Below are 23,572 nucleotides of genomic sequence, written 5' to 3' on the forward strand. Positions count from 1 at the left end.
CTACTCTCTTGTTACTTTATACAAGCTCCATTGGCCGTTCGGATCCATTTCCAAGCCTTTGATCGCTTTATCCGTAGCGGAAGTTATAACACCGTGGTACATAACGACTCCAACGTCTTCTTTAAGCAATATTTCGTTTGCTTGGTTCAAATATTGTTCACGTTCTGCTTGGTCCACAGTCGTACGTGATTGTTCAACCAATTTATCGAATTTTGGGTTGCTGTACTGTGACATGTTAGAAACGCCGACATTGTCCGAATGGAAGTTCGGGTAAAGCATTTCAGAACCATCGCCAGTTACGTTTGACCAGCTCAAGAATGTAAGGTCATAATCGCCAGCGCGTGCTGTATCAAGGAATGTCGCCCACTCCATTGTTTCAATTTCTACGTTGAATCCAGCTTCTGTCAATTGAGACTGAACGATTTCAGCCATCTGAACGAACGTTCCGCGGTTTGCGGCAAGCAATTTGATCGGCTCATCGCCAAATCCGTTGTCTTCGACCAATTTTTTCGCTGCTTCAGGGTCATAAGCAGTTCCGCCAGTAGCAGCAGCTTCGTTGTATCCAAACACTTTCGGTCCAATAATGCTGTCGTTTCTTACAGCTAAACCGTTCATTTGCTCAACGATTGCATCGCGGTCTACTGCAGCAGCAATTGCTTTACGGAATTCAGGATTTTGTCCGCGTTCTGTTTTATGGTTTGGAGACAACCAATAAACCGGTGTTCCTTCTTGCTTCGTCACTTCTACATTTTCAATTGCTTCAATACGCGATAATTGTTCTCCTGGCAAAGCGTCAAGGAAATTAATTTCCCCTGTTTGCAACATGGAGATGGCTGTTGAAATTTCAGGGACTACTTTGAATGTTACTTTGCTCAAAGATGGTGCACCGCCCCAATAATCTTCGTTCTTTTCAAGGACGATTTGATCGCCTGTTGACCAGCTGACAAATTTGAATGGCCCTGTTCCTACTGGTTCTTTCATTAAGTCTTGCTTTTCATCCGCAGTTGGAGAAACGATAGATGCGTTTGAGTGAGACAAAGCAGCAATCATTGATCCATAAGGATATTTCGTTTTAATTTCTACAGTTGTTTCATCTACGGCTGTAATTTCTTCAACCGGTTCTAATAGTGAGGCACGCGGTGCTGCAGTAGCTGGATCGCGTAATTTATCAAATGTATATTTAACCGCTTCTGCATTGAAAGGCGTTCCATCTTGGAATGTGATGCCTTCTTTTAATTTAATTGTCCAAGTTAATTCATCTGGATTCTCAAAAGATTCTGCAAGCTTTGGCACCAGTTCCAAAGTTTTAGGATCGCGTTCAAATAATGTTTCATATACTTGTCCAATAACGCTAGAAGATGCGGAGTCATTTGTCATTATCGGAGAAAGTCCAACTGCATCTGTAGTTGATCCATAAATGACTTCTTGCCCTTCCGCCGGTGCTGCAGAGTCTGACGAGCCAGAACTAGAATTCTCTGCTCCTTCAGGAATCGTACTTTGTGAACATGCGCTTAATAAAATCATTCCAAGAACCGTTAAGAAAATTACCCAATACTTCTTCATCAATATTCCCCCATATGTTTTATTCTTGTAAATCCATGTTCGGATCAAGCGCATCCCGCAGGCCATCTCCAAGTACGTTAAATGCGAATACCGTCAGCATGATGGCAATCCCCGGAACAATCGTTAAATGCGGTGATGACCACATGAACGCTTGTCCTTGAGAAATCATTGCGCCCCATTCAGGTGTCGGCGGTTGAGCTCCGAGGCCCAAGTAGCTAAGTGAAGCGGTGGAAAGAATGGCTGTCGCCATCCGCATGGTTGCAAACACGATAATGGGAGCGGAAGCATTCGGCAAAATATGCCGAACCATGATCCGTAAGTCAGAAGCGCCCATCGAACGCATCGCCATGATGTATTCTTTCTCTTTAATAGAAAGAACAGACCCGCGCACAATTCGTGCACATGTCGGAATCGACCAGATGCTGATGGCAATTGCAACGTTTACCAGGCTAGTACCGAGAACTGCGATAATCAACATCGCAAGCAAAATCCCGGGAAAAGAAAACAAAAGATCAACAAATCGCATGATGATTGCATCTAATTTTCGGTAATACCCCGCCAACAGCCCGAGGACAATTCCGCCAACTAGGCCAAGCGTGACAGCGATACTGCCTACAACTAAAGAAATACGGGCGCCGAATACAATCCGGCTCCAAACATCACGCCCATAATTGTCGGTTCCTAACCAATGTGCCGGGCTGAACATCGGCAATTCACTATCGGCTAAGTTTTGCTTGATGGGGTCATGCGTTGTAATCAGCGGCGCGAACACTGCCATGGCTATTTGCAGCAACACGATGATCAAACCTGCAACGGCCAGCTTGTTTTTGAAAAGCCGTTTCATCGTAGTGACAATGTATTTTTCACGTTTTTTTTCTTTTAATTTCACTGTTTCAACTGTTGTCATAGCACTCCCCCCTTTTTACTCATATTTGATCCGCGGATCAATGTACGTATAAACGATATCAACGATTAAATTCACGAGAACAAACAGCGTTGCGACGAGCAAGACCGAACCTTGCACCATTGGGAAGTCTCGTGCGGCAATTGCATCAATCATCAAACGCCCAACTCCATTAATGGCAAATACCTTTTCGGTAATGATGGTGCCGCCAAGCAGAAACCCGAAATTCAATCCAATAACTGTAATAATCGGGATCATCGCATTTTTCAATGTATGGATCCAAATAACGCTGCTTTCTTTAACGCCTTTGGCACGGGCAGTCCGCACATAATCGGCTCGGATAACTTCAAGCATCGAACTCCTTGCCATTCGGGCAATCATGGCAGCGGAACCGGTACCGAGGGTGATCGCTGGCAAAATCAATTCGCGAATGCCGTCGATCGTATAAAACGGGTGCGACATTCCCCCTACCGGCAGCCACTGAAGATTGACTGCGAAGACGAGAATAAGCAATGCTCCCAACCAAAAGTTTGGAATGGAAATTCCTGCAAGTGCAAAAGTTGTAGCCGATACATCCAACAATGAGTTTTGCTTCAATGCTGAAACAAGACCGGTCAGAATGCCGATGATCACCGCTACGATCATACTGGCAATTGCCAGCTTTAAGGTGTTCGGGAAGCGAACAGTGATGGCATCTGCGACCGGTTGAGTCGTTTGGTAGGAGTAACCAAAATCCCCTTGGAGAGCATTGCCAATATAGCGTGCATATTGTACGAGAAACGGATCATCCAATCCCAAGTTCGTCCGTATAGCTGCGATATCTGATTGTGTTGCTGTCGCCCCGCCGATGATAGCAGCCGGATCTCCTGGCGCTATATACATGGAAGAAAATACTAAGAACGATATTCCTAAAAGCAAAAAGACTAGCTGCAGTGCTCGACGAATAATTAAAGAAACCAAAATCCCACCTCCAAAACATTTGTTAATCACTTATTTATTTTTGCTTAACAAAAGTAAATAGTTTGATAAATCCGATTATAAAGTAATCGAATATAAAAATCTATATGAATTTTCAAAAAAGTACATATTTCTTATTTTTAGTTTACATCTTGACAAGAAAGTTCCCAAATGTCTTACTTTTTGTAATTCAAAAATTAATTTTACCCATTTATTGTTAAATATGTATGCAACCGCTTCCAAAACATTTCGTTTGCGAAAACAAAAAACCTGAAGCAAATCGAAATCGCTTCAGGTTTTTCTGTTTATGAGCAATCTTTGCCACAGAATTTCATGGCTTGCAGACTGCTTTTTATAGTTTGAGGCCATTGCGGCTTTTGAATCGCCGCAGCAAAATATGGCTTTCGACACGGGTAATGCCTTCTAATGCGTAAAGTTCTTCGTTAATGAATTTTTCCAAGTCGATAAAATCATCCACCAGCACATGCATATGCAGCGTAGAAGGTCCGGTCATCTGGTAGCAGCTAGCAACGCTCGGATTATCCGCCAATGCCTGGGCTACTTGAACAAGCGAGGATGGTTCACAATCCACTTCGAAAAAGCCCGATACTTTCTTGCCTACTTTTTCGCTGTTGATCACTACCGTAAACTTCTCAATTATTCCTTCTTCCGATAAATTATGGACGCGTTCTCGGACAGCTACTCTCGAGAGATTAAGTTCCCTGCCGATGTCGACATAGGAGCAGCGTCCATTCACAGTCAGGAGTTCCAATATCTTTTTATCGATGTCATCTAGTTTCATAAAACACCTCTGCACTTATAGTCTTGATTTGATTATAAGAGTTTGTCTTCCGTTTTGAAAGAAAAACTTTATTTTATTATCCATTTCGGAATTAAATAATAAATTTTCTATTCTTTCTAACTATTTTTCCGAAACGCCGTACACCAAATGCGGGGAGCAACCTCAAAATCTTTTTCCTCTACAAAACCAAAGGATGCATACAGTTTTTTCGCTGGAACGTTTTCCTTTCCGGTGCTCACGATAAAATCATTCGCCGCATAGTGCTCTATTAAATAGGCCAGCAGCTTACGTCCGATTCCTTGGCGGAAATGTTCTGGGTTTACAACCAGCCGATAAATATCAATGACGCCGGCTTCTCGTTTAAAGGAAATAAAACCGCGAAGCCCTTCTTCAAAATAGCCAAAAAACTGCTCATCACTTTGTTGAATGTCTTCGACGGTTTCGTTGAGTTGAGGGATTCCTTTAAATCCGATCAGTTCAGCTTCCACTTCATAAGCTGGCACTTGAATTTCCCACATCGCTTTTGCTATTGCCTCTTGTGTATGTTCCAAACGCTGAATCACAAAATTCCTCCTTGAGTTTGTTCAAGTTAATCACTGAAAGTGCTTCTTCCGGTTCTTCTAAGTATAACTTTAATGACAAGCATCCATTAGAGGATTTAATTGACTCAGTACCTTGTAATGAACAATACTAAGTGCTATATTATACGGAACAGTACTATACATTAATCAATAGCTTTGAAAGGAGCTGAATCCGATGAATATCCAGTTTAAAAAGGGAGCTTTAAATTTATGCGTCCTTGTTCTATTGGACAAACAAGATCGCTATGGCTACGAGCTGGTCCAAAAAATTTCCAATCAAATTGCCATCTCAGAAGGCTCTGTTTATCCGTTGCTGCGAAGGCTGACGAAAGAAGGTTATTTTACCACGTATTTGCAGGAATCAACAGAAGGCCCGCCGCGCAAGTACTATAAATTGACTGAAGCCGGAAGAACCTATCTCCATGAACAATTAGCGGAGTGGAAAAGCTTTACTGCAGGAGTAAACCAACTAATCGAAGAGGGTGTGCAAAATGACTGAAAACCAATTTTTGATGGAACTGGATAGAGCATTGGAACGCTTGCCTGAAGAAGAACGCGAAGATATTCTGCAAGATATACGGGAATATTTCACTTACGGGCGACAAGATGGAAAAACGGACAGCGATATCGCCTCAGAACTTGGCTCGCCTTTATCGATTGCCGAAGAATTGATCGGGCAAGCTGACCTGAAGCTGCTAGCCGGGCTTGTTCCAAAAGACAGCTTGGCCAAAAGCGAATTTGACAACGTGGATATCCAAATTGAAACCGGGTCGCTGATCATTGGTCCATCAAACGACGGGGAACTGCACGTCGATGTGGAAAACAAAACGTACAAGCAGCAATTGTTTGTCGACATCCTCAACCGGACGCTTGTCGTAACGTTGAAGGATGAAAAAAAGTGGAATTTGTTTAACTTCAATACAAAATCTCCCACCATCACTGTCCAATTGCCAGCAAAAACATATGAAGACGTGAAGCTTTACGCAGACAACGGCCGCATTGCAGGAAGCAGCATGGAGAGCGGCAGCTTTAAAGCCACTTCAGACAACGGCCAGATTCAGTTATCCCATATTGCCGCACAGCAGCTTTTTATAACATCCGACAACGGGGCTATTGAACTGCAAGCGGCGACAAGCACAAAATTGACAGCAAAAACCGACAATGGAAAAATCAATTTCAAAGACGTTACCGCTGCCTCCATTAGCCTCGAAACGGACAACGGCAGCATTTCGCTATTGAATGTCGAAGGTGAGACAAAAGCAAAAACCGATAATGGCCGCATTCATTTGCTGACGAACAATCTTGAACGCAGCATCGATTTAAAAACCGATAACGGCGCAATCACCATCGAGACAATGAGTGATCCGGTCAATGTAACTATCCAAGCAGACCGTGATGCCGGAAGAGTTTCCATATTCAATAGCAAGGGCAGCCGTGCCGTTTTCGGCGATGGTCGCCACTTTGTCTACTTAAAGTCCGATAATGGCAGCCTGACCATTAAACGCATATAAACTTACTTTAACCGCTGCTCCAGCGGTTTTTCTTTTTGGCCAATAAATTCTTTTATTTTTTCCATCGCTGTATCTGCATTTTGATAGCCTTGGTTGTAAAGTACGGTCAGTTTGTTAGCGTCGCGTTCAAATCCGCCAATTTTAAATAAATTGTCCGGCCGGATGACCAACGCCTTCCCTTCCGCTTCCAGCTGTTCCACAAATTCCATCGTTTCGTTGTAGCGTATATAGCGGTTTTCCATGCTTTTTACAATGCCAGGAAATTGGCGGTATAATGCAGGTAAAACCCGGGTGAGCGTGGATTTCTTTTTGCGGTAGCCTTTTTCTCTCGTCAAGATGATAATCGGTTTTGTTACGCCATCTGCCAACGCTTTGCGAATTGGAATGGGATCCGCTACCCCTCCGTCCATCAGCAGGCGGCCTTCAAATTCAACAGGTTTTGCCATGAACGGCAGGGAACTAGAAGCCCGCACAATAGCCAAGACGTCTTTGGCGTGTTCTTTTTTCTCAAAATAAACAGCTTCGCCGGTCAAGCAATCCGTCGTGCCGATCACAAACTCTTCTGTTGCATCGCCAAATTGTTCGTAATCGAAAGGCACGAGCTTGTTTGGAATTTCATCAAAGATCAAGTTCATTCCAAACAATTCCCTGCGCAACAATAAATTTTTCATGGAAATATAATCCGGATGATGAACATAGCCGATGGTCACTTCCCGGTTGCGTCCGGTTTGGCGTGATATGTACGAAGCCGCGTTGCAGGCGCCAGCCGAAACACCGATTACGTAATCCATAAACAACTGCTCATCTAAAAACCGTTCCAATACACCGCCTGAATACACCCCGCGCATGCCGCCGCCTTCTAAAATAAGCCCTGTTTTCAATCCAATCCCTCCTATTCTATATAGAATTACCTTGTTGGACACTGCTTTGGCTGTTTTGGATAAGGCTCACTAATTAAGTTCAATTTATATAGTCAAAAAAAAGCCGGTTTTTAGGCCGGCTGTTGGTTATCCGATTTTTTCAATCAATTCCGGACCATTGTTTTTCGGCGAATTGACCGCTTCCGACACTTCGTACGCTTCCATTTCTTTTTCATCAAACGGTTTTAATAACGGGCCGAGCACTTCAAAATCCTGGACTTTCGGATCCAGCCAAATTTGCTCTTCTTCTTTCGAAAGAATTACCGGCATGCGGTCATGGATTGTAGCCATTAACCTATTGGGTTTCGTCGTCAATATGGAACAGCTATTGATGGTTTCCCCTTCCGGCGATTTCCAGGATTCCCATAATGCCGCAAAAGCAAAAGGCTCTCCGGATTTCATTTTGATGCGCATAGGAATTTTCCGATCCTCGGTTCGCCGCCATTCATAAAACGAATCTGCGACGACAAGGCAGCGCTTTTTTTTGAAAGCGTTGCGGAAACTAGGTTTTTCCGCCGCCGTTTCAGCACGTGCGTTAATCATTTTATAACCGATTTTTTCATCTTTTGCCCAAGGCGGAATCAGTCCCCACCGCAGCAGGCCAAGCCGGTTTTTCGTTCCATCATTCACCACAGCGACCACTTGTTGGGACGGTGCGACGTTAAAACTTTGCACATAATCATGTTCTGTCAAGCTCGCTTCTTCAATGTTAAAGCGTTTCAGCAAATCTGTGTAATCGGCGTACAACGAATATCTTCCGCACATACGGATCACCCCCTTGAATTATTTACCCTTATCTTATTCGCTTTTGTCGTTCAATGCCAATTCTACTGCTGCTTGCGCATGGATCAACGCTGTATCAAAAACCGGAACCGGCGAGTCTTCCGGCTTGATCAGTAACCCGATTTCCGTACAGCCGAGAATGACCGCTTCAGCCCCTTCTTGCACCATTTTATGGATGGCTGACTGGTAAAATTCTTTTGAAGATTGGCGGATGTCTCCAAGGCAAAGTTCCTCAAAGATAATTTCATTCACCCGTTCTCTGTCGCTCGCTTCTGGAATCAAAACCGTTAACTGATGGGCCGCTAAACGGGATTTGTAAAAATCCATTTCCATCGTATAATTCGTCCCCAACAAGCCGACTTTTGTGAATTTTTGTTCCCTTATCTTTTTGGCCGTGGCGTCTGCAATGTGCAGTACAGGAACCGCGACACTCGATTCAATAGCATCAACCACTTTGTGCATTGTATTGGTGCCAAGCAAAATAACATCTGCACCCGCTTTTTCAAGCGCTGTGGCCACACGGGCCATTTCGTCGCCGGCTTGCTCCCAGTCGCCCGCTTTTTGCAGCCGTTCGATTTCATGAAAATCTACACTAAACAAAATGCATTTCGCTGAATGCAGCCCACCCAATTTTTTCTGTACTTCCTCATTTAAGATCCGGTAGTATTCAGCGGATGATTCCCAACTCATGCCGCCGATCAAGCCGATGGTTTTCATGTGGCTTCCCCTTCTTTCTTTTTTCATCTTACCGCTTCAATCCAGCAGAAAAAATCGCAATACTGGCTATTTTCTTTAGCGATTCTTTATTTCACTTAGATACATGGTTGCTCAAACCCTTTTTTCTAACCGCTATTCCCCTTGCTTTTTTCTTCTTTATTTTCTCACAACACACTTAATAATTTACATTTTCAGAGAAATTTTCATATTAAAACAAAAGCCGTTGCCTCTGACTGCCTTCACAGCCCCATTCTGCTCAAAATAGTGGTATACTGGATATAACAACGATTTCCATTAGGAGGAATTACATGGCTACTGCACGAGAAATGGGTCTGGTGAACAAGGATTTTCTGGTAGAAGAACTTGGACTGAAACAACAAGGAAACTCTGCTATCTTTACGAATGAAGATTGCTTTGTGATATCGCCGTCAGTTCAGCAATACGAAAAAGGCTTTGATATCAGTGAAGTGAATTTGGCAAAATTCGATCCTGAGCGCCAGCAAGGATTCTTGATTGTACGTTATATGGACACCTTTTTAATGGCTAAACTCGAAAGCTTCAAAGAAAAAATGATGCCGCCTGAACTTTTGATTTCCAAGAAAAATACAAAACCTCATTGGAAGTTCACGGTTGCCGAAAATCCGGCGTACCATCTTGTAAACACACAAAACAAAGAACTGCGCTACCGTTTGCAAGAACCGTCGAAAAAACAAATCACTTCTTTTTTCAAAAAAATATAAGTCCGAATTTCGGGCGGCAGTATAAAAGCTAGTTGCTAATGCAACCGGCTTTTTTGTTGTTTGTAAGAAAAAGACAAGAAAAAGGCCGTTCCACAAAGTTAATGCTAAAATAATAGAAAGAAAATTTCATTAAGTGGATGTGAGCCGTATGGATACTCCCAAATATACAGCAAAAGACCGGGAATTTTGGAAAATCATCATTAGTTTATTATTTGCTTCTCTTTTTATCTTCGCTAATATGTATACCGTTCAACCGCTGTTGCCTTTATTGGCAGACAATTTTAATGTTTCCGTTCCGGTATCAAGCTTGGCGTTGTCGCTAACGATTATTGGATTGATCATCGGTTTGATTGTTCTTGGTTTTTTTTCTGACCGTATCGGAAGGCGAACGTTTATAACGTACTCGCTTCTTGGATCTGCCATTCCTTTTTTTATCATTCCGTTTACGGATTCTTTCGCTTTGTTTTTATTGCTTCGATTCGTCCAAGGATTTGCCCTCGCCGGTGTACCGGCAGCGGCGCTCGCTTACATTAGCGAAGAAATCGATCGGAAGAACATGGGCTTTGCGACTGCTTTATACATATCGAGCAACGGGCTTGGCGGCATGCTCGGCCGCGTGTTCACCGGGTACTTAACCGACCACTATTCCTGGCAGACAACTTTTTTCGTTTTTTCCGCCACCGGTGTTGTGTTGTTTGCAGCAGTTTTTCTGTTGCTTCCAAAATCCCGTCACTTTGTCCCAAGCGAATTGTCGTTTGCAAAAGATATTGAAGGATTTGGCTTTCATTTGAAAAATCCGGCATTGCTTGTAGTTTTCGGACTTGGGGCTGTCTTGCAAGTGTCGTTCACGGGAATTTGGACGTATTTGCCGTTCCACCTTGAAGCGCCTCCCTATTCTATGTCGCTGAAAGCCATTTCGTATTTGTTTTTTGCTTATGGCATTGGAGTTATCGGCTCCCCGATTGCCGGGAAAGCGGCAGAAGTTTTCGGGTTGCGCACAGTTCGCCGGACAGGCGTCTTTATTCTTTCTTTCGGCATCTTCTTAACGCTCAATTCGCATTTGACTGTCATTATCATCGGACTGTGCCTGACCTGCCTTGGTTTTTTCACCGCCCATTCGCTCACAGCAGCCTCTGTCGGCCAGCAAGCGGAGCATCATAAAGGCAGTGCTTCAAGTTTGTATTTGGTGTCTTATTATATCGGCGTCGCTTGCGGCAGCTCGCTGTTAAGTCCGCTTTGGACAAATGCCGGTTGGAGCGGGCTTGTCTTGTTTATCGCCATATTGCCATTGATTTACATCGGCGCTTTGGCCATTATACGGAAAAAACCCGGTTCAACTAATCGTTGAACCGGGTTTTCAAGCTGTCGAGAAAGTTGCATACCCTTCTCATTTCGCTTCAGGCGGACGCGTTCCGCGGGCGAGCGCCGAGCCGCTTCGTCGCTTCGCTCCTGCAGGGTCTCGTCTGTCTCGCTTTCCCGCTGGAGTCGCCGCCTTCCGCTTCATTCGAAGAGAGAGGTTACTCGAAGTATTTCCAGAAACAGAAAATAAATAAGAGCTAGTAGACCTGAGTTTCCTTACTTGTAGAGGGTCTTTTTGTTAAGAAGTTAGCCATTTAAGCTATGGAGCAAACCAACGGAGACGTCTGCGGGAAAGCGAAGTGCCGAAATCCACTCGGGCGAGAGTCAGAGTCAGTTCGGCGCAAGCGCAGCTGGTTTGCGGAATAGCAACTACAAAAGAATATTCTTTACCAGTTGAAAAGAGTTTTTCAATCAAAAATAAGACAAGAACACGCCGTAGCCAAAATACACGGCAAATAAAGACAGGGCGGCGAATACAACGGATTCAGCTGCTCCTCCTGTTGTCGCGGTAATGGGAAAACGGATCGTGATTTTAAGTGGAAACAATAGTTTTATGCCGTTCTTTGTGGCCATGTCGAGCACCAAATGGCTTGCCATGCCAACTAAAATGCCCGCTATAACAGCTTCATTGGGAACAAACGCGTTCATCAATGCGGCCATGATCACTAAAAATAGCAGGCTGTGGGTAAACGTACGGTGTCCGAATAATGTGTTGATGATTTTTGATAAAACGGGCATTGCCCGGCCAATTTTGCTGCCGCCGTGGCAAATGTCCGGCAGTATGGCACCGGCTACCCCGGTGACCATTAAAATAACCGGATCGTAATGGGTAATTTGTGCAAAAGCAAGACTAGCTGTCAATCCGCCAATGATGTGTGTTTTCCCTGTCATGCTGGTTCCTCTTTCTCTCTCTAGGCTCTTTACATATTTCTTGCTTTCTTTACATATTTCTTACTTTTATTATACCCAAATTCGGGTATGGTGGGGATAGAGATATACGAAAAAGGAGTCGTCTATATGGGAATTCATACATTTTTTACATCATTGAACGATTTGGAGCGCATTATCCGCGCTCCTGGCAGATTTAAATTTGAAGAACACAATGTCGCGGCGCATTCTTGGAAAGTGAGCCAATACGCGATGCTTTTTGCCACCATCGAGGAACGTGCCGGGCAGAAAATCGACTGGAAATCGCTTTATGAAAAAACGATCAACCACGATTTCGCCGAAGTATTTATCGGAGACATTAAAACGCCGGTCAAGCACTCTTCTCCCGAACTAAAAGAAATGATTGCGAAAGTGGAAGAAGGCATGATGGAAAAGTTCATTTTACGGGAAATCCCTGGAGAATTCCAAGCGGTCTTTTTCGACCGAATGAAAGAAGGGAAAGATGGATCGGTGGAAGGCCAGCTATTGGAATTGGCGGATAAGCTTGATCAATTCTATGAATCTTTCGCTGAGATGAAGCGAGGAAATTCCGATCCTGAATTCGCTAAAATGTACCGCATCGCCTTGACCAAACTATTGAACCTTCCCTTGAAAGCGAGTGTAGATTACTTTAAAAACGTCATGTTGCACGACGTAATCAGCGAAGAAACCGCGATCGATGTAAAAGAAATTACTCGCCAAGTACTCGAAGGCAAGTAGCTTACTTTCTACTTTTTGCCTTGAAAGTATGGTAATCTTAATGGTAACAAAATTTTTCGGAGGTGAATCCCTTAATTAAGGGAATTTATTGGACCCCATACTTTTAGTAAATTTAGCTATGCTCATTTTTTTAATCGCGTTAACCGCCTTTTTCGTCGGCGCAGAATTTGCCGTAGTCAAAGTCCGCATGTCCCGTATCGAACAACTGATTGAAGAAGGCAATAAAACAGCAGTGCTCGTGAAAAAAGTGGTTGGCGATCTCGATTATTATTTGTCGGCTTGCCAGCTCGGCATTACTGTAACGGCACTCGGCCTTGGTTGGCTTGGAGAACCGACTGTCGAACGCCTTTTGCACCCAGTATTTGAGTTGATTGGAGTGCCTGATTCTATTTCTGTAGTTGTTTCATTTGTGCTTGCCTTCTCACTTGTGACGTTTTTACATGTTGTTATCGGCGAAATGGCGCCGAAATCATTGGCGTTGCAATTTGCTGAGCGCATGACGCTGCTTTTAGCACCGCCGCTTTATTGGTTTGGCAAAATCATGGCGCCGTTTATCTTTTTATTGAACGGTTCGGCCCGTGTTTTTCTCCGCCTTTTCGGTGTTCAAAACACGAAAGAAGAACAAGCCCATTCGGAAGACGAACTGAAAATTATTATGGCACAAAGTTTCCAAAGCGGCGAAATCAATCAAACCGAACTGTCTTATATGCAGAACATTTTTGCGTTTGACGAACGAAGCGCAAAAGATGTCATGGTGCCGCGGACACAAATGATCGCGATTTCCGACAATTTGGATTCTGAAGAGTTGCTCGCTGAAATTCGTGAACATCAATTTACGCGCTACCCCATTGCAAAAGACGGCGATAAAGATGATTTGATTGGATTTATCAATGCAAAGGAAGTGTTGACGCATTATGCGTTGACCGGGCATGTGAAAACTTCCGATATGATCCACGAGCTTCCTTATTTCCATGAAACGACGCCGCTTCATACGGCACTGGTGAAAATGCAAAAAGACCGAACGCATATTGCACTTGTAATAGATGAATATGGCGGTACGTCAGGCATTATCACAATGGAAGACATCCTGGAAGAAATCGTCGGAGAAATTCGCGATGAATTTGATGAAGAAGAAGAAGCTGAAATTATAAAAGAAGCCGATAACCGCTATATTTTAAACGGCCGTGTGCTGTTAAAAGATTTAGAAGAGCGGTTTAATATGGAGTTTGAGGACAGCGAAGATATTGATACGATAGCAGGTTGGATCCAACATCAACTGATCGAAGCCGAATACGGCAGCAATTTTGTCAAAGGAAAATACCGCTGGTCCATTCTGGAAATGGAGAATCATCACATCTTGAAAGTCGCTGTTGATGTATTGCCAGATTAAAATTGAGGATTGCCCCTTAGTGGGCAGTCCTTTTTTCATTGACTGCTTTCTCTACCTTGCGATATGATAAGAACAAATGTTCTTATTCTAAACGAAAGGATGGCTGTCTTATGAAGAAAGTAAACAAATACTTAACCGTAAAAGGGCAAATCAAAGACCGGGGTTCGATTAAATGGACCGCAATGATGCTTACTGAACATGTTCAAATGCTAAAGGATTTGAAAAAAGAAGACCGCTACAACCGTAAACCCGATTTGGATGAATTTGACCTGGAAGCCATCCACGAAGAAATTCAATTGGCTTTCCTTCGGCAATGCGAAGTGGAGATCCACATTTGGAAAGAACAATTTCGGGCATTTCAAGGACGAATTGCATCTATCGATCTTCAGACAAAAATCCTTTCTCTGGAAACAAACAGCATTCAACAAAAAATACGATTTGATGAAATCATAGGCGCCCGATGCATCGAGTAGGCTGAAGCAATCAAAAAATTTTTCATAGCGGCTTTTTTTGTTGAAGGATTAAACACCCCTCCAATTGGGCATATAAAGAATAATCACATTCACCTATGGAGGTTAAATTATGACAAGTAAAGTAGGAATGGCAAAAGACCTCGCCGGCGAAATCAAAAAAGACCACGCCACAACGCTTGCTGCAGCACAGGCCTATTACTATTTATTAGCTATCGTACCTTTATTGATTTTGCTGCTTTCAATCTTGCCTTATCTGCAAATTGATCCGCAGCGGGCAGTCGATTTTATCGGCACCGTCCTTCCGGGAGAAGTTGCAAGCACGTTTCAGGATACGATTGTCAGCGTAGTCACTACGCCTCGCGGCGGTTTGCTGACTTTCGGTATTCTCGGTACGCTTTGGTCCGCTTCCAATGCCATGACGGCATTTATCGAAGCCATCAACCAAGCGTATGATGTAGAAGAAACCCGCTCATTCATCAAGCTGAAACTGACGGCTATTGTGTTGACTTTGTTCATGCTAGTAGCGGTAATTGTTGCACTCGTCCTGCCGATTTTTGGCGGAACCATCATCGATATGATCACTCAATTGTTGAGCTTGCCGCCAGAGACAGCGATTCTGTTCCAAGTTCTTCGCTGGGTCGTATCCATCGCAGTCATGAGTGTTGTTCTTGCGTTCCTTTACAAATTTGCGCCTGATAAACAATTCCCTTTCAAGGAAGTCCTCATTGGCGCTGTGATTGCAACGGTATTATGGCAAGTGGTGTCACTCGGCTTTTCGTTCTACGTTTCAAACTTTGGCAGCTATTCAGCCACCTATGGAAGCCTTGGCGGATTGATTGTCTTAATGCTTTGGTTCTTCTTAACAGGCCTGATTTTGGTGATCGGCGGCGAAATCAACGCCATGATCCACAGACGGAAAAATGTCAAAAATGCACCAGCTCAAGTGCATAAGTAACTAAAGAAAAAGTGTTCCCCTTTTGAAAAAATCCTTAGCCTGAGTTTCCGGCTAAGGATTTTTTAGTTGCGTCAGCGAATTTCCTTGACGCACATGACCATCCATTCATCAATGACCCATCGCTGAATTTCTCCGTCTTGGACCGCCAACTCAAAATAGCGGACGGTTTCTTCGTCTGCCTGCAGCAAGTGCTGTTTGACGCGATCGATCTGTTCGTCGTTTTCAGTCGTACGGGCCACCCAAACCGGATAGTGAAAGGTTTTCTTACGGTCCAATGATTTTATTTCCGCTAAGCTGTGTTTATCTAAAAGCGTACGCCATTCGTTCTTGGACAAACAGCGCACGTGGCTGTCATCTCTCAATTTTTCAGCGTTGTTCATGAAGGCTGCCAGCTTTTGATCGTCTGGCGCGACATTATCGATGAGGACAAACTGGCCGCCCGGCTTTAACACTCTAGCTGCTTCCGATATAAACTTTTCAGGATGCGGGAAATGATGCGGCGCAATCCGGCAAACGACGGCGTCAAACCGGCCGGCCAAAAAAGGCAAAGCCTCTGCATCGGCTATGACATATTCAATATTGCCGAAAAGTGTATCCAAATAAGTTGCAGTGTTTTGAAGCATCGCTTCGGTTAAATCCGTGGAAAAGACTGTCCCTACATGCGGGGCAAGTGCTTTTGCCACATGCCCTCCGCCTGTAGCAATATCCAACACGGCCCAGCCTTTTTCAGGCTTCAGCCACTCAGCCAATAAAGGCAGATCGGTGCCTTGGGCATGAAGTTCACTTTTCAAATATTTATCGGCATTTTTGCCAAAGACGTCCTTCACTTTTTCTTTCACTGACTTCTCCATTTTCCAGCCTCCTAATTTCCGCAATTATATATGTACTGCACCAGGCCGATGCGCCAAAAAATTCCGGTATGCAAAGCCTTCTACCTCTCGTTCGGTATACCGTTTTTGCAGTTCATTGATCAAGTTTTGGAATTTCGAAGCGTTTTCCAAATCAATGATATGTGCAGGAATGCCGTCAAAGTCAGAACCGATGCCAATATGCTGGACTCCGCCGAGCGCACAAAGATGATCGATGTGTTTGATCAAATCAGCAATCGTTACATGGGAGGAATCTTTTTTAATAAAATCCAAACAAAAAACCACATCCACCATTCCATTTTTTGCAAACATTGCCCGAATCTGCTCATCATCCAAATTGCGCGGATGATCGCATAGAGCCCGGGCATTCGAATGGCTGGCAATCGGATAATCCGCTGAATCCATCACATCCCAAAAGCTTTGAACCGACAAGTGTGAAACGTCTGTGAAAATCCGGTTTTCATTGTTCAGTTTTACAACTTCTTTGCCAAGCAGCGTCAAGCCGCCGCCGCGCGGTTCTCCTGCCCCGTCTGCGCAAAGATTGGCGTTGTTCCACGTTAACCCAATCGACATCACCCCTAAGCGATACAGGTGGCGCAGCTTTGTTAAGTCGTTGCCAAAAGCGTCTGCGCCTTCAAGTGTCAATACTGCTCCAATTTCCCCTTCTTTTAACGCATCAATGTCTTCCCATTTTTTTATGTGTTTCATCAACGGATTTTTCCCAAGGATTTCACTATAAAACAAATCCACTTGTTCAAGTGCATGCTGCCATTTTTCATCCGAAGGAATATCTGGGTACACGAAGACTGCAAAAAACTGGACATAGACTTGCCCTTGCTGCAAACGCTGAAAGTTCGTATCGAGTATTTCTGCATCCAGAAAATTTAGCCCAGGTTTATTGAACGAGGGCTTTCTTTTTTCAAGCTGCAGCTTGAGCAAGGCATCACAATGCGTATCAATAATTTTCATCGAACCTCTCCTTTTTTTGGCCAGTCTTACTAGTTGGATGCCCCGGCAAACAGCCAAAAGCGAGTTTTCTCAGAATAACTTTTCATGCAGTCTAGATGGGCGGTTAACAGATGGCTTCTTGCACATTCTTGCTTAATACACTGAACATATTAAACGGATAGAATTAACCAGTTAATTACTGGAGACAAAAGCGGTTTTAAAAAAACGGAATCGAAAAAATACCGAATGTTTGCAGCACTCGGCATTTTAACGTTCTTTTTACATATCCCATTGCAAATCGGTCGAATAGACGAGCCGTTCTCCAATAAAGATGCGGCAGTCCGTTTTTAAAAAGTTGCAGCTGATCGACACCTTAATGTCCTCAATTTCGCCTTCATCATTTTTCACTTTTCCATATAGCCGGGAACTCAAATGTATACCTACATGCTCATCCTGCAAAACACCATCCACGTACAACTTGCTTCCCTTCCAACTATTCTCGATTTGAATGTGATGCGCTCCGTGCTTCAGCTTCCAGATGTCATTCATATTGCCGCCTCCCGCACTGTTCTTTACAGCTAGTATAGCAGACAAAAGCCATTCCACTACTAGAGACAACTCTTATTTCTCTATATACATCTTAATAGTAAAACGAAATAAACAGGCTGCCGAGAGTTTCTCGACAGCCTGTTAAATTGCTGCAGCTACCTGAGCTTCAGCACTTTCTTATTGTTTCACCAATTCCAATTCTACCGGAATGGATGCTTCCACTTCTTCGCCTTTAAGCGATTGAACAGCTGTTTCAAGCGCTTTTTCACCAATCATTTGCGGTTTTTGGGCAATTGTTCCTCCCAGGCGGCCTTCTTCGACGGCTTTTACAGCATCATCAGTTGCGTCAAATCCAACAACAATGATATCTTTTCCAGAAGCTTCGATCGCTTCAAGAGCACCTAAAGCCATTTCATCATTGTGGGCAAATACTCCCTTGATATCCGGGTTTGCCTGCAAAATATTCTCCATGACCGACAAGCCTTCAGAACGGTTAAAGTTTGCTGTTTGTTTTGCAGCTACTTCCAACTTGCCTTCTGCAACCTTATTGAATCCTTCACCGCGTTCACGTGCCGCAGAAGATCCCGGTACGCCCTCAAGTTCTGCTACTAGAGCACCATCGCCAACCAGTGACAATAAGTGTTCTCCGGCCATTTCGCCGCCTGCTACGTTATCTGAAGCGATATGCGATACAACTTCGCCGCCTGCAGAGCTGCGGTCAACTGTAATAACTGGAATGTTTGCAGAGTTTGCCGATTCAACCGCTGCCGCTACTGCTTCAGAATCGACAGGATTGATCATGATCATATCTACGCCTTGCTGGATTAAGTCTTCTACATCACTTGCCTGTTTTGAAGCATTGTCCTGTGCATCGACAATTGACAATGTAGCGCCAAGCTCTTTAGCTTTTGCTTCTGCCCCTTCGCTCAATGTCACGAAGAATGGGTTGTTCAAAGTGGAAATCGAGAAGCCGATTTTAAAGTCTTCTTTATTCCCGCTGCCCCCGCCTGTTTCTTCAGAACTCGAACCCGGTGCCTCCATTGAACAAGCTGCCAAAACCATCATTGCCACTAAGATCATTACTAATTTCATTTTCTTCATTTTTCTTACACCCCTTATGCTGTTTTTTTCCGGTCCACAAGAACCGCTAACAATATGACTGCACCCTTCACCACTTGCTGGAAGAAGGAAGAAACCCCAATTAAATTCAATCCGTTATTCAGTACACCGATAATTAAAGCACCGATCAATGTTCCGACGATCCAGCCGCGGCCACCCGTCAAGCTAGTGCCCCCAAGAACAACAGCCGCGATGGCATCCAGTTCGAACATCTGCCCAGCAGTCGGCTGTGCGGAATTCAAGCGCGATGTTAAAATGATCGCAGCCAAAGCCGATAGTAAACCGACTAACGAATACACGTAAATTTTGATTCGGTCTGTATTAATACCAGAAAGAATCGATGCCTCTTCGTTCCCGCCTACTGCATAAACCCGGCGGCCGAATGTAGTTTTCTTCAAAATGAAGTACAGGATTCCAAAACTGATCAGCATCGTTACGACGGGAATTGGAATTCCAAGGAAATAGCCTTTTCCGAGCATTTGGAAAGGCACACTATCACCCAATCCAGAAACTGGACGGCCTTCTGTATAGACTAATGTAAGCCCTCTATAGATCGTCATTGTTGCAAGAGTAGCGATAAATGGCGCCACTTTCCCTTTTGCGATGATGATTCCGTTGATTGCGCCGAGAACTGCGCCGAGCAACAGCCCGACAAGCATTGCTAAAATTGGATCGACTCCGCTAGCCATCATGCCGGCTGTCAAAGCTCCAGTCAATGCAAGGATGGAACCGACCGATAAATCGATGCCTCCTGTTAAAATAACGAAAGTCATACCGAACGCGATTAATGCATTAATCGACACTTGGCGCAAAACATTCATCAAGTTGCTTATCGCCAAAAATCCTGGATTCAAAATAGTGATGATCACGATAATCGCAATCAAGCCTATAAATGGTGCGATTTTTTGAAACACTGATTGATTACTTTTCTTTAACTGCAAGATTTCCGCCTCCTGTGGCATAATGCATAATACGTTCTTGTGTCATTTCGTTTTTAGGTAAATCAGCCGTGACTTTTCCTTCGTGCATAACCAATACGCGGTCTGCCATACCAATCACTTCAGGCAATTCCGATGAAATCATCAAAATCGCTACACCGCGTTCAGCCAATTCATTGATAATCGAATAAATCTCTTTTTTCGCTCCGACATCGACGCCGCGTGTCGGCTCATCCAAAATCAACAGTTCCGGTTCGATGCCCAGCCATTTGGCAATAACCACTTTTTGCTGGTTTCCTCCGCTCAATGATTTGGCGCTTTGTTCAGGGCCTGAAGTGCGGATGCCCAGTCGCTTCACCATTTGATCGTAGAGGCTGCGCTCTTTCTTTTTGGAAATGAGCCCATTTTTAGAGATAGAAGAAAAATTAGTCATGCTGACATTTTCTTCGACCGTAAAATCAACAATCAGCCCTTCTGACTTTCGGTCTTCCGTCACGTAGCCGATGCCAATCTCTTTTGCTTTTTTGGGGTTATCAATTTTAATCGGGCGGCCATCAAATTCAATCGTTCCGGCATCCAATTTCTTGTATCCGAACAGAGACTGCACAACTTCAGTTCGTCCAGCGCCCATCAAGCCGGCAATCGATAAAATTTCGCCTTTGCGAAGCTCAAATGATACATCTTCAAAACAATCTTTGCGGCTAAGCCCTTTTACTGCGAGCTTAATTTCTCCAATCGTTGAATTCCGTTCCGGGAAACGTTCGCCCAATTCGCGCCCAACCATCATCTGCACGATTTCCTCAAAAGACGTTTCACTGATTTTCCGTTCTCCGACATATTCGCCGTCTCTTAAAATTGTAATCCGGTCGCATAGCGAGAAAATTTCTTCCATGCGGTGGGATATGTAAATGAAAGACACGCCTTGTTTTTGCAACTGGCGAATCGTCGCAAACAGCGTATCAATTTCACGATCGGTCAATGCGGCAGTCGGCTCATCCATGATAATCACTTCAGCATCTACTGATAGCGCTTTCGCGATCTCCACAATTTGCTGCTTGCCGACTGAAAGCGTGCTTGCTGGAGAAGCCGGATCAACGTCCAATCCAAGATCTGCTAGAATTTTGCGCGTTTTCTTTTCCATATCTTTTGTTTTCAAGATGCCGGTCCGGCCAAAAGTTTCTTCTTTGCCGAGAAACAAATTCTCTGCAATCGATAAATGAGGCAAAACATTCAATTCCTGGTGGATAACAGCAATGCCGGCAGCTTCTGCTTGCTTGGGAGAAGTGAATTCCACCGGTTGCCCTTTCACTTCGATCGTTCCAGAATCCCGCGAATAAATCCCAGCCATGATTTTCATCAAGGTGGATTTCCCTGCACCGTTTTCACCCATCAATGCGTGGATTTCGCCTTTTTTCAATGAAAACTGAACATTCTTCAATACTTTGTTGCCGCTAAAGGATTTCGAGATATCGGTCATTTTAATCATCGTTATTCACCTGCCTTTTAAAAGATGACGCCAGAGCGAAGGACAATATTTGCATATGGTGTCGCTTCTCCTGTACGTATGATAAGCTTCGCTTTTTTGCTGAGTTCTTTTAATTCTTCATGCGTGATGTAAACAGCTTCTTTATGTTGTAAAATCGCAGCTTCGATTGCTGGATTCTCTGTTTTTATTTCTTCGGCGATAAAGGCCGCTTCTGCTTGGAAGTCGTCCAATACAGCTTCTAGAACCGTCATAAAAGCAGGTTCTCCAATGCGAAACGATAAATCGACACACGGAACATTTGCCGGAATCGGCAATCCGCAGTCTGCAATAACCAGTAAATCCGTATGGCCGAATGAAGCAAGTGAAGCTGCGATATCGCGATTGATCATGCCGTGTTTTTTCATCATGCCCCACCTGCCATTCTTTCGAGTACAGCACCACGTGTCGGCATTCCGCCTTGAGCCCCGAACTTCTCTACCGATAAAGAGGCAGCAGCATTGGCAAAACGGACAGCTTCTTCAAACGGCATATTCTCTGCTATAGCTGCACCCAGAGCTCCATTGAATGTATCTCCTGCTCCTGTCGTATCCACTGCTTTTGTAGGGAATCCTTCCACAACGACGTGTTTTTCTCCATCGTAGAATTGCGCCCCTTTTTCACCCAGCGTCACAACCATCCGGTTCGGGTATTGTTCAAGCGCCTGCAGCCAATCTTTGCCGAAAATTTCTTCGGCTTCTGTCTCATTAGGCGTCAAGTATGTGCAATACTTTAACAACTCTTGGGTGAAATCGCTTGCAGGAGCGGGATTTAAAATGGTCGGAACTCCTTGCTCTTGACAAATTTCGAGGGTTCTTTGAATGACTGGAATTGGCAGTTCCAACTGCATGATGACTATAGAACTTTTAGCCAATTGGCTTGTATGTGCATCTATTTCCTCAATCGTCACTTTATGGTTAGCACCCGGAACGACAATGATCCGATTGTCGCCTTCTGACAACAGGATGTTTGCGATTCCGCTTGCTCCTTCTATGCGCTTGACCGATTGGAGCTGAATGTTTTCCGCTTCCAATCCAGCCAATAATTCATCACCGAAAGCGTCATTTCCAACTGCCCCAAGCATTTGAATTTCACTGCCCAGCCGAGCAGCAGCTACAGCCTGGTTGGCTCCTTTGCCTCCTGGCACAGTCGTATACAAATCACCCAGCACAGTCTCTCCTTGTTTCGGGAAAACATTTGTACTTACAACCAAGTCCATATTTATACTTCCGACCACTGTAATCATTCTGTTCCGCTCCTTGTCGTTCCGCGTATGACGAGTTTCACTGGAACTTGATAATAATACTGTTCAATTTCTTGGTTTTCTATTCGTTTAATGAGGACGCGCGCTGCGATTGCCCCCATTTTGTAGACGTCCTGAGCAACCGTAGTCAACCCTGGAGATAGCATCTCTCCTAAGGCAACGCCGTCAAATCCAACAACTTGAAGCGTATCAGGAACCGCTATGCCGAGCGAAGCGGCTGCTTTTAACGCTCCGGCTGCCGAGACATCACTGCTTGCGAATATTCCGTCGATTGTGGGATCATCTTGAAGCACTTGCTCGACAATCTTTTGTGAATCCGTAAAATGAAACGGACAAAAGATGACTTGGAACTTAATATCGGTTTGCTGCATTGCTTCCATGAAGCCCTCATAACGGTCGTTCGCTGGATTCAATTCCTCCGGTCCTCTTAGAAACAGAATGTTTTTACAGCCGCGATCCAATAAAGCGTTAGTCCCGAGCATTGCCCCTTCTTTGTTATTTGAAGAGATGGTTGGGATTTTGTCATTAATGGCACGATCTAAGGCCACAATCGGCAAGTTGGCATTGGCATAATGAGGTGCATCCAATTGATTTGACGCTACAATAAAACCGGCGATGTATTTTTTCTTTAACGTTTCAATATAATTTTTCTCTTTATCAGGATTTTCATCCGAATTGCATAAAATGACTGTATATCCGTAGGTCAAAGCTACATCTTCCACCGCTCTTGCAAGTTCTGGGAAGAAAGGGTTAGTAATATCCGGCAAAATTAAGCCGATTAAATTTGATTTTTTTGTATTGAGCGAGCGGGCTACTGGATTTAACTCGTACTTTAATTCCGCTACTGCTGCTGAAACAGCTGCTGCGGCATCTTGGCTTACATATCCTGTAGAGTTCAAGAAACGGGAAACCGTTGCCACAGAAACTCCAGCCTTTTTCGCTACATCTCTAATGGTAGTCATTTCAATTCTCCGTTCTCTCGCTATGTGTAACCGGTTACACAAAATATACAGAAAGGATAAAAAGTTGTCAATAGGCGAAAATAAAAAAAGAGCTGCCGG

26 protein-coding genes are annotated in these 23,572 nt (G+C 44.1%); 8 read left to right on the forward strand and 18 right to left on the reverse strand.

Annotated elements, in window-relative coordinates; genetic code table 11:
* The 5 genes from ACRRQV_RS08390 to ACRRQV_RS08410 all read right to left on the reverse strand — a co-directional run bounded on the left by ACRRQV_RS08390 (position 1) and on the right by ACRRQV_RS08410 (position 4,789).
* On the reverse strand, positions 1-1,563 hold the full coding sequence (locus ACRRQV_RS08390; protein ID WP_432529675.1) for an ABC transporter substrate-binding protein: 1,563 nt from the start codon (positions 1,561-1,563) through the stop codon (positions 1-3).
* Between the two features lie 19 nt (positions 1,564-1,582).
* Positions 1,583-2,470: an ABC transporter permease gene (locus ACRRQV_RS08395; RefSeq protein ID WP_432529677.1), complete on the reverse strand. Its 888-nt coding sequence runs from the start codon at positions 2,468-2,470 to the stop codon at positions 1,583-1,585.
* A gap of 15 nt (positions 2,471-2,485) precedes the next feature.
* Positions 2,486-3,427 carry a nickel ABC transporter permease gene (nikB, locus tag ACRRQV_RS08400; RefSeq protein WP_432529679.1) on the reverse strand — a complete coding sequence of 314 codons (942 nt, stop codon included), beginning with the start codon at positions 3,425-3,427 and terminating at the stop codon, positions 2,486-2,488.
* A gap of 349 nt (positions 3,428-3,776) precedes the next feature.
* Positions 3,777-4,226 carry an Lrp/AsnC family transcriptional regulator gene (locus ACRRQV_RS08405; protein WP_432529681.1) on the reverse strand — a complete coding sequence of 150 codons (450 nt, stop codon included), beginning with the start codon at positions 4,224-4,226 and terminating at the stop codon, positions 3,777-3,779.
* Between the two features lie 116 nt (positions 4,227-4,342).
* Positions 4,343-4,789, reverse strand: a complete 447-nt coding sequence (locus ACRRQV_RS08410; RefSeq protein WP_432529683.1) for a GNAT family N-acetyltransferase — start codon at positions 4,787-4,789, stop codon at positions 4,343-4,345.
* 193 nt (positions 4,790-4,982) lie between these two features.
* Between ACRRQV_RS08410 and ACRRQV_RS08415 the strand changes: the two genes are divergently transcribed.
* Complete coding sequence (locus ACRRQV_RS08415) at positions 4,983-5,306, forward strand: PadR family transcriptional regulator (protein WP_432529685.1); 324 nt, start codon at positions 4,983-4,985, stop codon at positions 5,304-5,306.
* Positions 5,299-6,318, forward strand: a complete 1,020-nt coding sequence (locus tag ACRRQV_RS08420) for a DUF4097 family beta strand repeat-containing protein (protein WP_432529687.1) — start codon at positions 5,299-5,301, stop codon at positions 6,316-6,318. The genes ACRRQV_RS08415 and ACRRQV_RS08420 overlap by 8 nt, the downstream gene beginning before the upstream one ends.
* Positions 6,319-6,320: 2 nt before the next feature.
* Here the strand turns inward: ACRRQV_RS08420 and ACRRQV_RS08425 are convergent, their stop codons facing one another.
* From ACRRQV_RS08425 to ACRRQV_RS08435, 3 genes are all read right to left on the reverse strand, one after another.
* Positions 6,321-7,199, reverse strand: coding sequence for a patatin-like phospholipase family protein (locus ACRRQV_RS08425; RefSeq protein ID WP_432529689.1), 879 nt, complete (start codon positions 7,197-7,199; stop codon positions 6,321-6,323).
* Between the two features lie 126 nt (positions 7,200-7,325).
* Positions 7,326-8,003, reverse strand: a complete 678-nt coding sequence (locus ACRRQV_RS08430) for an SOS response-associated peptidase (protein ID WP_432529691.1) — start codon at positions 8,001-8,003, stop codon at positions 7,326-7,328.
* Between the two features lie 33 nt (positions 8,004-8,036).
* Entirely contained in the window at positions 8,037-8,738 is a 702-nt protein-coding gene (locus ACRRQV_RS08435; protein WP_432529693.1) for an aspartate/glutamate racemase family protein, read from the reverse strand.
* A 308-nt stretch (positions 8,739-9,046) separates the two neighbouring features.
* Here ACRRQV_RS08435 and ACRRQV_RS08440 point away from each other — a divergent pair, with 308 nt between their 5' ends.
* Positions 9,047-9,478, forward strand: coding sequence for a hypothetical protein (locus ACRRQV_RS08440; protein WP_432529695.1), 432 nt, complete (start codon positions 9,047-9,049; stop codon positions 9,476-9,478).
* Between the two features lie 148 nt (positions 9,479-9,626).
* Complete coding sequence (locus ACRRQV_RS08445) at positions 9,627-10,826, forward strand: MFS transporter (protein WP_432529697.1); 1,200 nt, start codon at positions 9,627-9,629, stop codon at positions 10,824-10,826.
* Positions 10,827-11,248: 422 nt separating this feature from the next.
* Here the strand turns inward: ACRRQV_RS08445 and ACRRQV_RS08450 are convergent, their stop codons facing one another.
* Positions 11,249-11,728 carry a metal-dependent hydrolase gene (locus ACRRQV_RS08450; protein ID WP_432529699.1) on the reverse strand — a complete coding sequence of 160 codons (480 nt, stop codon included), beginning with the start codon at positions 11,726-11,728 and terminating at the stop codon, positions 11,249-11,251.
* Positions 11,729-11,854: 126 nt separating this feature from the next.
* Here ACRRQV_RS08450 and ACRRQV_RS08455 point away from each other — a divergent pair, with 126 nt between their 5' ends.
* From ACRRQV_RS08455 to ACRRQV_RS08470, 4 genes are all read left to right on the forward strand, one after another.
* Positions 11,855-12,484 carry a YfbR-like 5'-deoxynucleotidase gene (locus ACRRQV_RS08455; protein ID WP_432529701.1) on the forward strand — a complete coding sequence of 210 codons (630 nt, stop codon included), beginning with the start codon at positions 11,855-11,857 and terminating at the stop codon, positions 12,482-12,484.
* 118 nt (positions 12,485-12,602) lie between these two features.
* Positions 12,603-13,874 carry a hemolysin family protein gene (locus tag ACRRQV_RS08460; RefSeq protein WP_432529703.1) on the forward strand — a complete coding sequence of 424 codons (1,272 nt, stop codon included), beginning with the start codon at positions 12,603-12,605 and terminating at the stop codon, positions 13,872-13,874.
* 110 nt (positions 13,875-13,984) lie between these two features.
* Entirely contained in the window at positions 13,985-14,347 is a 363-nt protein-coding gene (locus ACRRQV_RS08465) for a YolD-like family protein (protein WP_432529705.1), read from the forward strand.
* Positions 14,348-14,456: 109 nt separating this feature from the next.
* Positions 14,457-15,302 carry a YihY/virulence factor BrkB family protein gene (locus tag ACRRQV_RS08470; protein WP_432529707.1) on the forward strand — a complete coding sequence of 282 codons (846 nt, stop codon included), beginning with the start codon at positions 14,457-14,459 and terminating at the stop codon, positions 15,300-15,302.
* Between the two features lie 71 nt (positions 15,303-15,373).
* On the opposite strand, the gene ACRRQV_RS08475 is transcribed toward ACRRQV_RS08470, so the two are convergent.
* From ACRRQV_RS08475 to ACRRQV_RS08515, 9 genes are all read right to left on the reverse strand, one after another.
* A complete protein-coding gene (locus tag ACRRQV_RS08475; RefSeq protein ID WP_432529709.1) occupies positions 15,374-16,153 on the reverse strand; it encodes a class I SAM-dependent methyltransferase in 780 nt (259 codons plus the stop codon).
* A 24-nt stretch (positions 16,154-16,177) separates the two neighbouring features.
* Entirely contained in the window at positions 16,178-17,140 is a 963-nt protein-coding gene (locus ACRRQV_RS08480; protein ID WP_432529712.1) for a dipeptidase, read from the reverse strand.
* Between the two features lie 258 nt (positions 17,141-17,398).
* Entirely contained in the window at positions 17,399-17,668 is a 270-nt protein-coding gene (locus ACRRQV_RS08485; protein ID WP_432529714.1) for a hypothetical protein, read from the reverse strand.
* A gap of 177 nt (positions 17,669-17,845) precedes the next feature.
* Positions 17,846-18,769 (reverse strand): ribose ABC transporter substrate-binding protein RbsB, encoded by a 924-nt coding sequence (gene rbsB, locus ACRRQV_RS08490; protein ID WP_432529716.1) that lies wholly within the window; start codon positions 18,767-18,769, stop codon positions 17,846-17,848.
* A gap of 14 nt (positions 18,770-18,783) precedes the next feature.
* Positions 18,784-19,728 carry a ribose ABC transporter permease gene (gene rbsC, locus ACRRQV_RS08495; protein ID WP_432529718.1) on the reverse strand — a complete coding sequence of 315 codons (945 nt, stop codon included), beginning with the start codon at positions 19,726-19,728 and terminating at the stop codon, positions 18,784-18,786.
* Positions 19,709-21,211 carry a sugar ABC transporter ATP-binding protein gene (locus ACRRQV_RS08500; RefSeq protein ID WP_432529720.1) on the reverse strand — a complete coding sequence of 501 codons (1,503 nt, stop codon included), beginning with the start codon at positions 21,209-21,211 and terminating at the stop codon, positions 19,709-19,711. The genes rbsC and ACRRQV_RS08500 overlap by 20 nt, the downstream gene beginning before the upstream one ends.
* A gap of 17 nt (positions 21,212-21,228) precedes the next feature.
* A complete protein-coding gene (rbsD, locus tag ACRRQV_RS08505) occupies positions 21,229-21,615 on the reverse strand; it encodes a D-ribose pyranase (protein ID WP_432530763.1) in 387 nt (128 codons plus the stop codon).
* A complete protein-coding gene (gene rbsK, locus ACRRQV_RS08510) occupies positions 21,615-22,493 on the reverse strand; it encodes a ribokinase (RefSeq protein ID WP_432529722.1) in 879 nt (292 codons plus the stop codon). Before rbsK ends, rbsD begins: the two co-directional genes overlap by 1 nt.
* Complete coding sequence (locus ACRRQV_RS08515) at positions 22,490-23,473, reverse strand: LacI family DNA-binding transcriptional regulator (protein ID WP_432529724.1); 984 nt, start codon at positions 23,471-23,473, stop codon at positions 22,490-22,492. The genes rbsK and ACRRQV_RS08515 overlap by 4 nt, the downstream gene beginning before the upstream one ends.
* Positions 23,474-23,572 lie beyond the last annotated feature (99 nt).

The sequence above is a fragment of the Planococcus sp. YIM B11945 genome (genome assembly GCF_050864155.1).
Taxonomy (GTDB): domain Bacteria; phylum Bacillota; class Bacilli; order Bacillales_A; family Planococcaceae; genus Planococcus.

What these genes read in the sequence shown, in the direction of transcription:
- ACRRQV_RS08430 (WP_432529691.1), bottom strand. Translation starts at nt 8,003, where the DNA reads ATGTGCGGAAGATATTCGTTGTACGCCGATTACACAGATTTGCTGAAA.
- ACRRQV_RS08415 (WP_432529685.1), top strand. Translation starts at nt 4,983, where the DNA reads ATGAATATCCAGTTTAAAAAGGGAGCTTTAAATTTATGCGTCCTTGTT.
- ACRRQV_RS08475 (WP_432529709.1), bottom strand. Translation starts at nt 16,153, where the DNA reads ATGGAGAAGTCAGTGAAAGAAAAAGTGAAGGACGTCTTTGGCAAAAAT.
- ACRRQV_RS08465 (WP_432529705.1), top strand. Translation starts at nt 13,985, where the DNA reads ATGAAGAAAGTAAACAAATACTTAACCGTAAAAGGGCAAATCAAAGAC.
- ACRRQV_RS08455 (WP_432529701.1), top strand. Translation starts at nt 11,855, where the DNA reads ATGGGAATTCATACATTTTTTACATCATTGAACGATTTGGAGCGCATT.
- ACRRQV_RS08420 (WP_432529687.1), top strand. Translation starts at nt 5,299, where the DNA reads ATGACTGAAAACCAATTTTTGATGGAACTGGATAGAGCATTGGAACGC.
- ACRRQV_RS08395 (WP_432529677.1), bottom strand. Translation starts at nt 2,470, where the DNA reads ATGACAACAGTTGAAACAGTGAAATTAAAAGAAAAAAAACGTGAAAAA.
- ACRRQV_RS08460 (WP_432529703.1), top strand. Translation starts at nt 12,603, where the DNA reads ATGCTCATTTTTTTAATCGCGTTAACCGCCTTTTTCGTCGGCGCAGAA.
- rbsK (WP_432529722.1), bottom strand. Translation starts at nt 22,493, where the DNA reads ATGATTACAGTGGTCGGAAGTATAAATATGGACTTGGTTGTAAGTACA.
- ACRRQV_RS08440 (WP_432529695.1), top strand. Translation starts at nt 9,047, where the DNA reads ATGGCTACTGCACGAGAAATGGGTCTGGTGAACAAGGATTTTCTGGTA.
- ACRRQV_RS08480 (WP_432529712.1), bottom strand. Translation starts at nt 17,140, where the DNA reads ATGAAAATTATTGATACGCATTGTGATGCCTTGCTCAAGCTGCAGCTT.
- ACRRQV_RS08405 (WP_432529681.1), bottom strand. Translation starts at nt 4,226, where the DNA reads ATGAAACTAGATGACATCGATAAAAAGATATTGGAACTCCTGACTGTG.
- ACRRQV_RS08470 (WP_432529707.1), top strand. Translation starts at nt 14,457, where the DNA reads ATGACAAGTAAAGTAGGAATGGCAAAAGACCTCGCCGGCGAAATCAAA.
- ACRRQV_RS08515 (WP_432529724.1), bottom strand. Translation starts at nt 23,473, where the DNA reads ATGACTACCATTAGAGATGTAGCGAAAAAGGCTGGAGTTTCTGTGGCA.
- ACRRQV_RS08485 (WP_432529714.1), bottom strand. Translation starts at nt 17,668, where the DNA reads ATGAATGACATCTGGAAGCTGAAGCACGGAGCGCATCACATTCAAATC.
- ACRRQV_RS08390 (WP_432529675.1), bottom strand. Translation starts at nt 1,563, where the DNA reads ATGAAGAAGTATTGGGTAATTTTCTTAACGGTTCTTGGAATGATTTTA.
- ACRRQV_RS08445 (WP_432529697.1), top strand. Translation starts at nt 9,627, where the DNA reads ATGGATACTCCCAAATATACAGCAAAAGACCGGGAATTTTGGAAAATC.
- ACRRQV_RS08450 (WP_432529699.1), bottom strand. Translation starts at nt 11,728, where the DNA reads ATGACAGGGAAAACACACATCATTGGCGGATTGACAGCTAGTCTTGCT.
- rbsB (WP_432529716.1), bottom strand. Translation starts at nt 18,769, where the DNA reads ATGAAGAAAATGAAATTAGTAATGATCTTAGTGGCAATGATGGTTTTG.
- rbsD (WP_432530763.1), bottom strand. Translation starts at nt 21,615, where the DNA reads ATGAAAAAACACGGCATGATCAATCGCGATATCGCAGCTTCACTTGCT.
- ACRRQV_RS08435 (WP_432529693.1), bottom strand. Translation starts at nt 8,738, where the DNA reads ATGAAAACCATCGGCTTGATCGGCGGCATGAGTTGGGAATCATCCGCT.
- ACRRQV_RS08500 (WP_432529720.1), bottom strand. Translation starts at nt 21,211, where the DNA reads ATGATTAAAATGACCGATATCTCGAAATCCTTTAGCGGCAACAAAGTA.